Here is an 11,467-nt window from a genome sequence, read left to right on the forward strand (position 1 = left end):
TATCTCCTCAGATCACTTTGGCGACGTTCTTCAGCTTGTCGACCAGGGTGGCCACGTCGGGCACCTTGATACCAGCGGAACGCTTGGGAGGTTCAGCAACGCTCAGGGTCTTGACGCGAGGGGCCACATCCACACCCAGGTCAGCCGGCTTGACGGTTTCCAGGGGCTTCTTCTTGGCCTTCATGATGTTGGGCAGCGTCACGTAGCGGGGCTCGTTCAGACGCAGGTCGGTCGTCACCACGGCAGGCAGCGACAGCTTGACCGTTTCCAGGCCGCCGTCCACTTCGCGGGTCACGGACACCTTGCCGTCAGCCACTTCCACCTTGGAGGCGAAAGTACCTTGGGGCAGGTTGGCCAGGGCAGCCAGCATCTGGCCGGTCTGGTTGCTGTCGTCATCGATGGCTTGCTTGCCCAGGATGATCAGATCAGGCTTTTCCTTGTCGACCAGCGCCTTGAGCACCTTGGCCACGGCCAGGGGCTGCACGTCAGCGTCGGTTTCAACCAGGATGCCACGGTCGGCACCAATGGCCATGGCCGTGCGCAGGGTTTCCTGGCATTGCGACACGCCGATGGAGACGGCGATGATTTCGGTGACCACGCCCTTTTCCTTCAGGCGGGTGGCTTCTTCAACGGCGATTTCGTCGAAGGGGTTCATGGACATCTTGACGTTGGCGATGTCGACACCAGAGCCGTCGGACTTCACGCGAACCTTCACGTTGTAGTCGACAACCCGCTTGACCGGAACCAGAACCTTCATGCGATGTTCTCCTGCGTCATGAGGAAGAGTTAAATAAAAGTTTGCCGCGCCCAAAAAAGCACGATCGTTCGATTCTAACGCGAACTTGGGAGATTGGACCACAAATGCGGGCTCAATCGCATGACAATATGCGACTTCTGCCCCGCGTTCCGCGCCCCAGCCTCTCTTCTTGTGACCCAGCACGCCGCCGTATCCCCTGAAACAGGTGCCCCCCAGGCACCCACCTTTCGAGGCGCCAACACGCATATCGGGGTATTCGACTCCGGCCTGGGTGGCTTGTCGGTGCTGCGCGCGCTGCACAAACGCCTGCCGCTGGCCGACCTGACCTACGTGGCGGACTCGGGGCATGCGCCCTACGGCGAACGCGACGACGACTTCATTGCCGCACGCAGCACCCAGATCTGCGACCACCTGATCGCCCAGTCGGTGGACGCCATCGTGGTGGCCTGCAACACGGCCACGGCCGCGGCCATCCACCTGCTGCGTGAGGCCTACCCTCATCTGCCCATCATCGGCGTCGAACCCGGGGTCAAGCCCGCCGTGGCGCACTCGATCAACAAGCGCATTGGCGTGCTGGCCACGCCCAGCACGCTGGCCAGCGACAAATACAAACGTTTGATTGAAATGCATGCCCGGGGTGCCACGCTGGTGTCCCAGCCCTGCCCCGGCCTGGCCAAGGAGATCGAGTCGGGGCAACTGGACACCCCGGCCTTGCGGCAACTGGTTGAACGCTTTGCGCAGCCCCTGCGGGATGCGAACGTGGACACGGTGGTGCTGGGCTGCACCCACTATCCTTTTGTGGCCCCCCTGTTCCAGCAGGCGTTGGGAGAGCGGGTCACGGTCATGGACACGGCCCAGGCGGTGGCCGAGCACACGGCGCGGCTTTGCGCCCGCACCTCGGGTCAGCACCCGAGGGCAAGCGGCGGACACTCGTCTGCCGGCACGCTGAGCTTCTGCACCAGCGCAGACCCGGCTCATCTGGCGACGGTTGTGGCCAATTGGCTGGGCGTCCAGTGCGACGTCTCTCGCCTGGACTGACGCCTCACCGAGCTGTCCGGCTTAGCTGTCCGATTTTGCGTGGCGCCGTGAGGTTTCACACGCGGATGCCCACGGCGTTCAGCCAGGGGTGATGACGGGTGCATTTCGCCCTCAACCGTACAGCCCCCCAGTCGATAAACCGAAGTCGTGCCGAATGTGCTGCGCTTTTGAAAACGATCGTCAGAAGCTCGGTTTATTCGCACATCAGAGGCGGCTCCTCCCGAATAGCCTCTGAACTGGTCCAGTTTGTCTTTGTCTGGTCAACAGCGGTCCCGAAGGCTTGTTTGAATGGCGTCTCTCGTTACACAGCTCACCACAGCGCAGATCGCAACGCTCAGCACGTCGACGATCTCCAAGCTGACGCTGTCTGACTGGGCGTCGTTCACCACGGCACAGATCCAGGCCCTGACCACGGTCCAGATCCCCTTGATCAGCACGACCGGCATCCTGGGCCTGAGCAGTGCCGCGGTTGCGGCGTTCAAGACGGCACAGATCGCCGCGCTCACAACAGGCGAATTCGCCACATTCAACACGGCACAACTGGGTGCGCTGACATCGACCCAGGTCGCGGCGATCGAGACGCAGGATCTGCAGGTGTTCAGCAGCACCATGATCCGTGCGCTGGATACCGTGGATGTGGCCGCCTTGAGCACCAGCCAGGCCAGCATCCTGACGACCGACCAGGTGGCCAATATGGCAACGGGCCAGATGGCCGCGCTGTCGTCCGGCGCCATCGCGGTCCTGGGTACCGACGACATCAGCGTGCTGAGTTCGGCACAGACCGCGGCATTCAAGACGGCACAGGTTCAGGCGCTGACCACGCAGCAGATGGCCGCGCTGAACTCGGCGGCCGTCCAGGGACTCAACACCGCCGACATCGCGGTGCTGAGCACCGAACAGATCCTGGCCTGGGGCTCTGCCCAGATCGTGGGCCTGAGCACCAGCCAGGTCAGCGCGTTCAAGAACAGCCAGATCACCGCCATTGACTCCAGTGCCATTGCCGGGCTGAGCACGGCCAGCGTCCAGGCCCTCAACACCTCGGCCATTGCGGCGCTGACCACGGCGCAGATCAATGCCCTGAGTGCCACGCAAGTGGCCTCCCTCGCCACCCGCCAGATTGCCGCACTGACCACCACGCAGATCAACGTGATCTCGACGGCGGACATCGCCGCGCTGACCACGTCGCAGGTGGCCGTGCTCACCTCGAACCAGGTGGCCGCGCTCAGCACCGATCAGTTCAGCGCCTTCAACACCAGCGACCTGCGCGCACTGAGCACGTCTGCTGTCGCCGTGCTGGGGACCGCCCAGATCGCATCGCTGAACTCCAGCCAGATTGGTGCCTTGACCACGACCCAGGTCGGCGCACTGAAGACGGCGCAGATCACGGCGATGAGCACCGACGAGATCGTGGGCCTGAGCACGGCGCAGATTCGAGCCCTGAACACAGCCGCCATCGCCAGCCTGCTGACCGAGCAGGTGGCCGCGCTGAGTTCGGCCCAGGTGGGGGCCATGAGCACGGCGCAATTCAGTGCCCTGACAACGGCACATGTGGCGGCGCTGTCCACCACGGACATCCTGGGCATCACCACGGCCGATATCCAGGCACTGAGCAGCGCGGCCATTTCGGTCATGAGCAGCGCGCAATTTGCCGCGCTGAGCTCGGCTCAGGTGGCGGCCTTGCGGACTGCGCAGATTGCCGCGCTGGGCACCGACCAGATCAGCGTGCTGACAAGCGCAAGCGTGGCCGCCCTGAGCAGCAGCCAGGTCGGCGCGCTCAATACCAATCAGGTCTCTGCGCTGGGCACGGATCAGATCAGCGTGCTGAGCACCGCCGACATCCGGGCACTGGGTGTCATCAACGTGGCGGCGCTGAGCACCACGCAAATCGCGACGCTGAGCAGCGCTCAGGTGGCGGCCTTGTCCACCGCGCAGATCGGGGCACTGGAGACGGGCGACATCGAGGTCTTGAGCAGCGCCGTCATCGGCGCCATGGGCACGGCGCAGATCGGGGCGCTCAATACCTTGCAGATATCGGTGCTGAGCACCGAACAGCTCGATGCATTCAGCACAGCCGATATCCGTGCCCTGAGCACCCTGACCATCAAGACGCTCAGCACCACCCAGATCGCTTCGCTGGTCTCTGAACAGATCGGTGCCCTGAGCACGGCCCAGGTCAGCGTACTGGGCACGGCGCAGGTGGCAGCCATTGACACGACCGGCCTGGGCGGCATGACCACCGCTGACATCAGGGCCTTGAGCACGGCGGCCGTGGCCGTTTTGAGCACCGATCAGATCACGGCACTGAGCAGCACGCAGGTGGGCGCCTTGTCTACCGGGCAGGTCGCAGTGCTGAGCACCGACCAGATCGCGGCACTCACCACCGCCGACGTCAGGGCCTTGACGACGGGCCAGGTGGCCGTGCTGAGCACGGGCCAGGTGGCCGCCATGAGCACCGACCAGATCGAGGTGCTGGGCACGGCATCGATCCGTGCCTTGAGAAGCGCCGACATCGCCGTGATGAGCACCGCCCAGATCGAGGTGCTGACCTCAACTCAGGTGGCCGCCATGACCACCACGCAGATCGCGGCATTGACCACGACACAGGTCATCGCACTGTCGACCGAGGACATCCCTGGCCTGACGACGGCGGACATTCGGGCGCTCAATACCGCCACGCTGTCGGCGCTGACGACCGATCAGTTCGCGGTGCTGAGCTCCGCACAGATTGCCGCCATGAGCACGGCGCAGGTTCTGGCCTTGAGCACGGATCAAGTGATGGTGATCACCACCAGCGGCATCGCGGCCTTGAGCAGCGCGCAGGTGGCCGCCATGGGCACCAGTCAGATCCTGGTGCTGAGCACCGATCAGATCAACGCCATGAGCACCGCCGACATCCGCGCGCTCAGCACGGCTGATCTGGCGGTCATGAGCACCGACCAGATCGCGTCTTTGAGAACCGCCCAGTTCGCAGCCCTGACAACCGGCCAGATCGCAGCGCTCGATACCAATGACATCGCCGTGCTGTCGTCGGCTGACATGGCCGTGATGAGCACGGCGCAATTCGCGGCACTGAACACGCAGCAGGTCGCCGTGCTCAACACGGACCAGATACAGGCATTGAGCACCTCGGATATCCGGGTGCTCAGTAGCGCAACGATCTTGATCCTGAGCACCGAGCAGATGGCCTCCCTGCGGTCCGAGCAGGTTGCGGCACTGAGCACCACGCAGATCGGCGTGCTCAATACCGGCCAGGTGGCGGCGTTGGGCACCACCGGCATCGCCGGCCTGAGCACGGCAGACATCCGCGCGCTGAGCACCCTGGTCGTGCACACCCTGACCACCGACCAGATGGGCGTGCTCAGCACAGCCCAGGTGGCGGCGCTGAGCACAGCGCAGATGGCCGCGCTCGGTACGGACCAGATCACCAACCTGTCGACAGCGGCCGTGCTGGCTTTGAATACCGCGCAGATCGCGGTGCTGAGCAGCACCCAGTTCACGGCCATGAACACGTCGCAGATCCAGGTACTCAGCACCGCGGAGATCCGCGCGCTGTCCACCGCCGATATCGCTGGCCTGAGCACCGATCAGATCGTGGCCTTGACATCGGCCCAGATCGCCGCGATGAGCACGGCGCAGGTCACGGCCATGACCACCACACACGTGGTTGTGTTGCAAACCGAGGACATGCCGGCGCTCAACACCTCGGACATCAAGTCCTTGCGGACGTCTTCGGTGGCGGTGATGACCACCGACCAGTTCTCGGTGCTGACGTCGGCGCAGGTTGCGGCCATGACAACAGCGCAGATTGCCGCGCTGAGCACCGACCAGATCACCGTCATCACGACCGCGAGCATCGCGGCCTTGACCTCGACCCAGATCGGCGCGCTCAACTCGACGCAGATCGTGGCCTTGAGCACCGCGCAGATCAGCGTGCTGACCACGGCCGACATCCGGGCACTCAGCACGTATGACATCGCGGTGCTCAGCACCGATCAAATTGCCGTGCTGACCACTGCGCAGTTCGTGGCCTTGTCCACCGCGCAAGTGGCCGCACTCAACACCGCCGACATCGCCGTGCTGTCCACGGCCGACATTGCCGCCATGAGCACGACGCAGGTCGCCAGCCTCAGCTCCGTGCAGGTGGCGGCCTTGACGACCGAGCAGGTCCAGGCGCTCAGCACCTCGGATGTCCGGGCCCTGAATACCGCCTCGATTGCCGTACTGGACACCAACCAGATCGTGGCCCTTACCTCGGCGCAGATCGCGGCCATGACCAGCGCGCAGATCGGGCTGCTCAGCACGCTCCAGGCTGCCACGCTGTCGACGGACCAGCTCAATGCGCTGACGTCAGCTGACATCCGTGCGCTGAGTACGGCGGTCATCGCGATCTTGAGCACCGAGCAGATTGCCGCGCTCAACACCATGCAGGTCATGGCCTTGCAGACGGCACAGATGGCGGCCTTCAAGACAGCGCAACTGGCCGGCCTGAGTACCCTGGACATGGCCGTCTTGAGCACGGCGCAGGTCGGGGCGCTGGGCTCTGCACAGGTCAGCGCGCTGGCCACCGATCAGATCCAGTCGCTCAACACCGCAGACATGCGTGCGATGAGCACGTCGGACATCGCGGCCATGACAACGGATCAGGTCGCCGCGCTGCTGTCAACGCAGGTCGGCGCACTGACCACGGCACAGATCAGCATACTCTCAACCGGACAAGTGGCGGCCCTGACAACCGGTGATCTGGCCGTGCTGAGCACCGCCGGGGTGCGCGCGCTCACCACTGCGGCAGTGTCCGCGCTGAGCACCGAGCAATTCGCGGCGCTGGATTCAACCCAGATTCGCGCGCTGAGCACGGCTCAGATGGCCGCGCTGACCACCGACGAAATCAGCGTATTGACCACCAGCAGCATCGCTGTCTTGAGTTCGGCGCAGGTGTCCGTGTTCAGCTCCAATCAGGCGCGTGCGCTGACGAGCGACCAGATCCTGGCGCTCACCACGGCGGACCTGCGCGCCCTGAGCACAGTCAACGTGTCCGCCTTGACCACCGACCAGATCGCTGCACTGAGTTCCGGCCAGTTTGCGGCGCTGTCGACGGCCCAGGTGTCCGTCCTCAACAGTGCGGACATCACGGTGCTGAGCACCGCAGACCTGGCCGCGATGACCACGGCGCAGGCCGCCCGGCTCAGTAGCACACAGGCCATGGTGATGAGCACCGAGCAGGTGGCCGCGATGACTTCCGCGGGCGTGCGCGCCTTGACATCGTCTGCCATTGCCGTACTGGGCACGGCACAGATCGCCGCACTGAGCTCCAGCCAGGTGGCGGCGCTGGGTACCGCGCAGATCAGCGCCCTGACCACCGAGCAGGTCGCCGCCATTGAAACGGCCGACATGGCCGGGCTGAACACGGCCGACATCCGCGCCTTGACAACCGGCGCCATTGCCGCCTTGACCACGGATCAACTCAGCGTCATGAGCACGCTTCAGGTCCGGTCCTTGAGCACCATGCAGGTATCGGTGCTCAGCACCGGCCAGATCGCGGCGCTGTCCACCGCCGACATCGCCGCCATGGGCAGCGCACAGATCGCCGTGCTCAACACCGATCAGCTCTCGTCCATGAGCACGGATCAGATCCTGGCTTTCACCACGGCCGACGTGCGCGCGCTGAACACCACGGACATCGCCGCCCTGCGCACCGATCAGATTGAGGTGATGACCTCGTCGCAGATTGCCGCACTGACCACGCTGCAAGTGAGCGCCCTCACCTCTGCCCAGATCATGGCGTTCACGACCAGCGAAATCAGTGGCTTGAGCACGGCCGACATCAAGGCGCTGGGCAGCACGTCGGTATCCGTGCTGAGCACCAGCCAGATCGAGGTGCTCACCTCCGCCCAGGTGGCCGCACTGAGCACCGCCGAAATGGCAGCACTCAGTTCAGAGCAGATCAGCGTCTTCTCAACCGCCGGCGTTGCTGCGCTGAACACGGCGCAGGTTGCCGTGCTGAACTCCACCCAGATTACCGGCATCAGCACAGCCCAACTGATGGCGCTGGGCACGGCAGACATCCGCGCCTTGTCGACCACCAACGTCGCTGCCTTCAGTACCGAGCAGATCGTCGCCATGACCACCGCGCAGATGGCGGCCTTGATGACCGCGCAGATCGCCGCGCTGAGTTCGGCCGACATGGTGGTGCTGTCAACGGCCGACATCGCCGCCTTGAGTTCAGCTCAAGCCGCAGCCCTGTCTTCGACGCAGGTGCTGGCGCTGGACACCAGCCAGATCGTGGCGCTGAGCACGGCCGATATCCGGGCACTGAAAACGGCCGTCATCGGCGCCATGGGTACAGAACAGATCGCCGCGCTCAGCACCAACCAGATCACGATTCTGGGCACGGCGCAGGTGGCCGCCCTCACCAGCACGCAGGCCATGGCGCTGACAACGCAGCAGATCCGGGCCATGGAGACCGCCGATGTCCGGGCCTTGAGCACGGAGGATGTGGCCGCGCTGAGTACCGAGCAGATCGTGGCGCTGAGCTCGACCCAGATGGCCGCGATGACGACGACGCAGGTCTGGTCGCTGACGACCGATCATGTCGCCGCCTTGTTGACCAGCCAGCTGGCGGGCTTGAGCACGGCAGACATCCGCGCCTTGTCGACCGATGCGGTGGTGGCCCTGACCACAGCGCACATTGCCGCGCTGGGTTCCGCCCAGATGATGGCGTTCACAACGGCCGATATCGCGGCCTTGAGCACCAGCCAGGTCGTGGCCATCGAAACGGTGGATCTTCGCGCCATGACGACGGCAGAAATCCGGGCACTCACCACCGAGCACATAGCCGCCCTCACCACGGACCAGATCGTGGCGCTGAGCACGGCGCAGTTCGTTGCCATGACCACCAGCGAAATTGGCGCCTTGACCACGCAACAGATCGTGGCGATGGAAACCGGTGATCTGCACGCACTGACCACGATGCAGGTCAGGGCACTGCACACGGACGCCATCGCAGCCATGGACACCGCCCACGTGGTGGCGCTGACCACGGCGCAGATCCGGGCGCTGACCACCGAACAGATCATGGCTTTCACGACCGAAAGCTTCGCCGCGTTGACGACCGCCCAGGTTCATGAATTCAGCACGGCCCAGATCATGGCGCTGACAACGGACCAGATCGTGGCGTTCGAGACGCAGGACATGGCCGCGCTCACCATCAACCAGGCCCTGGTGCTCACGACCGACCAGATGGCCGTCCTGAGCGATGCGCAATTGAACACGCTCATTGTCTCCACGCCGATCGTGCTGGACCTCAATGGCGACGGCGTCCAGACGGTCAGCGCCGCCCAGGGTACGCACTTTGACCTCAACGCCACGGGTGCCTCGGTCAGCCACGGCTGGGTCGGGCGCCAGGACGGCCTGCTGGTCATGGACCGCAACCACGACGGCATTGTCAACAACGGCACGGAATTGTTCGGTACGGCCACGGTGCTGACATCGGGTCAGCGCGCAGGCAATGGCTTCAATGCCATGGCGGACCTGGACAGCAACCACGACAACAAGCTCACTGCCGCGGACGCGCACTTCAAGGACCTCAAGGTCTGGGTTGATGCCAATGGCGACGGGATATCCGAAGCCGGTGAGCTCAAGGACCTGTCCGCCCTGGGCATCATCGAGCTGGACCTCCACGCCCAGGCAGGCTCCAGCGTGAACCACGGCAATGTGCTTGGCCTGGTGGCCAGCTACAAGACCAGCGATGGCAGCAGCCATGCCATGGCCGATGTGTGGTTCACCAAGGATCAGAGCGCCCAAAGCGGCGCCACCACCGGCACCGTGGCGTCAGGCATTTCGCCATCTGAATTGACGCCGCACACCGATCCGCAAGTGGATGCGCACACCCCCATCACGCATGAAAGTGCGATCCATTCAATTGACGGGCAAACCCAAGCCAAATTGAATCAGTCGGGTATTTCGGCCGCTGACCTGTTATCCGACCGTGGGCATGACCTGCTGGTATCCGACGGCAGCGCACCAGTTACTCACGCGCCATTTGCGCCAATAGATCACACGCGGCTCACAGATGAGCCACAAAACACCCCTCTCATCTGAGCTTATCGAAGCCCCAGATTAAAGAACCATCGCAGTAAGTCGATATAGGACGTCAACGACACAAGAGTTGGCACGTTCACGAGGCCGATTCCGGCCGTGGCGTGTGTCTCGTTGTCTTGACCGCGCCATTCCGTTTACCGCCAACGCTCACTGGACCCAAAGGGATTGATCATGTCAACACTGATTCCCAAGTATTCGACCGCACAGATCGCGGCGTTGACCACGACAGCTATTCAACAACTGTCCACGGAAGATTGGGCGGCGTTCAATACGGCACAGATTCAGGCCTTGACGACCACACAAATTCAGGCCATTGACACGGCTGATTTGCGTGCGCTGACCACGTCCAGTGTGGCGGCCCTGTTGACACAACAGATCAATGTCATCACGACCACCCAGATTGGCGTGTTGGGCACAAACCAGATTGCCTCGCTGACCAGTGCGCAGGTAGAGGCCGTCAGCACGGCGGACTTCGCTGCGCTGACCACAGCCGAAGTTCGGGCGCTAACCACTGCCAGCCTGGCAGGGTTGACCACAGCGCAGGCCAAGGCGCTGGTCTCAGTACAAGCCGCCGCGCTCAGCACGGCACAGGCGGCGGCCTTGAACAGCGCACAAGCCATTTCACTGGCGACCGAATCGATTGCGGCACTCACCACGGGTGCCGTTCGCGCTTTGAGCACCGATATCATCGGCAACCTGGGTACGGCCCAGATTGCAGCGCTGACCACCGCAGACATCGTCGGCATGAGCACGGCGCAAGTCAGCACCCTGACCTCGGCTCAGGTTGTCGCACTGACGACTGCCGAAGCCGCTGTGCTGACGACAGCACAGGCCGCCGTGTTGAGCTCGGCGCAAGTCTCGGCCATGGAAACCGCAGACCTGGCTGTGCTGAGCAACACCGCTGTGCGTGCGTTGAGCACGGATGCCGTGTCCAACATGACCACGGCTCAGATTGCCAACCTGTCCACGGGCCAGATCACGGCCATGAGCACGGCGCAGATCGCCGCCATGACCACGGCCGAAATCGCAGCGCTGGTGAGCGCTGATTTCGCCGTTCTGACGAGCGCGCAAGTGGCTGCGCTCAACAGCACCCAGTTGGCCGCTGTTACCACGCTGGACATGAGCGTCATGAGCACGGCCGATGTCCGCGCCCTGAGCGCCTCGGCACTGGCCGGCATGACCACGGCGCAAGCCCACGTCCTGTCCTCGGCCCAGGCTGCAGCGCTGACCTCGACGCAGACCAACGTCTTCAGCACCGACCAGGTTGCCAACCTGCTGACCGAAGCGGTCGCCGCCCTGAGCACTGCTGCAGTGCGCGCCCTGAGCGCCGCCGACATCACCGCGATGGGCACCGCCCAGATCGCGGTGCTGAGCACCGCTGACATCGCTGCGATGACCACTGCGCAGATCGCCGCCTTGGGCACCGCCCAGGTCGTCGCCCTGACCTCGGCTGACACCGCTGTCCTGAGCTCGGCCCAAGCCGCCGTGCTCACCAGCGCCCAGCTGAGCGTGATGGAGACCGCCGACTTCTCGACCCTGAGCACCGGCGCCATCCGTGCCCTGAGCACCGACGCC

The 11,467-nt window shown here is 64.0% G+C and carries 3 protein-coding genes and 1 pseudogene; 3 read left to right on the plus strand and 1 reads right to left on the minus strand.

What is annotated here, in order from left to right:
* Positions 1-7: 7 nt before the first annotated feature.
* On the minus strand, positions 8-757 hold the full coding sequence (locus HY019_RS16760) for an electron transfer flavoprotein subunit beta/FixA family protein (protein ID WP_290694413.1): 750 nt from the start codon (positions 755-757) through the stop codon (positions 8-10).
* Between the two features lie 171 nt (positions 758-928).
* Between HY019_RS16760 and murI the strand changes: the two genes are divergently transcribed.
* The 3 genes and pseudogenes from murI to HY019_RS16775 all read left to right on the plus strand — a co-directional run.
* Entirely contained in the window at positions 929-1,795 is an 867-nt protein-coding gene (gene murI, locus HY019_RS16765; protein WP_290694415.1) for a glutamate racemase, read from the plus strand.
* Positions 1,796-2,083: 288 nt separating this feature from the next.
* Positions 2,084-9,892 (plus strand): heme utilization protein, encoded by a 7,809-nt coding sequence (locus tag HY019_RS16770; protein WP_290694417.1) that lies wholly within the window; start codon positions 2,084-2,086, stop codon positions 9,890-9,892.
* A 171-nt stretch (positions 9,893-10,063) separates the two neighbouring features.
* Positions 10,064-11,467, plus strand: a pseudogene (locus HY019_RS16775) (heme utilization protein); the annotation flags it as partial.

Origin of the sequence: Aquabacterium sp., assembly GCF_016195855.1 — a bacterium.
Classification (GTDB): domain Bacteria; phylum Pseudomonadota; class Gammaproteobacteria; order Burkholderiales; family Burkholderiaceae_C; genus Aquabacterium.

Coding starts and splice junctions, on each gene's coding strand:
- HY019_RS16760 (WP_290694413.1), bottom strand. CDS start 757: ATGAAGGTTCTGGTTCCGGTCAAGCGGGTTGTCGACTACAACGTGAAG.
- HY019_RS16770 (WP_290694417.1), top strand. CDS start 2,084: ATGGCGTCTCTCGTTACACAGCTCACCACAGCGCAGATCGCAACGCTC.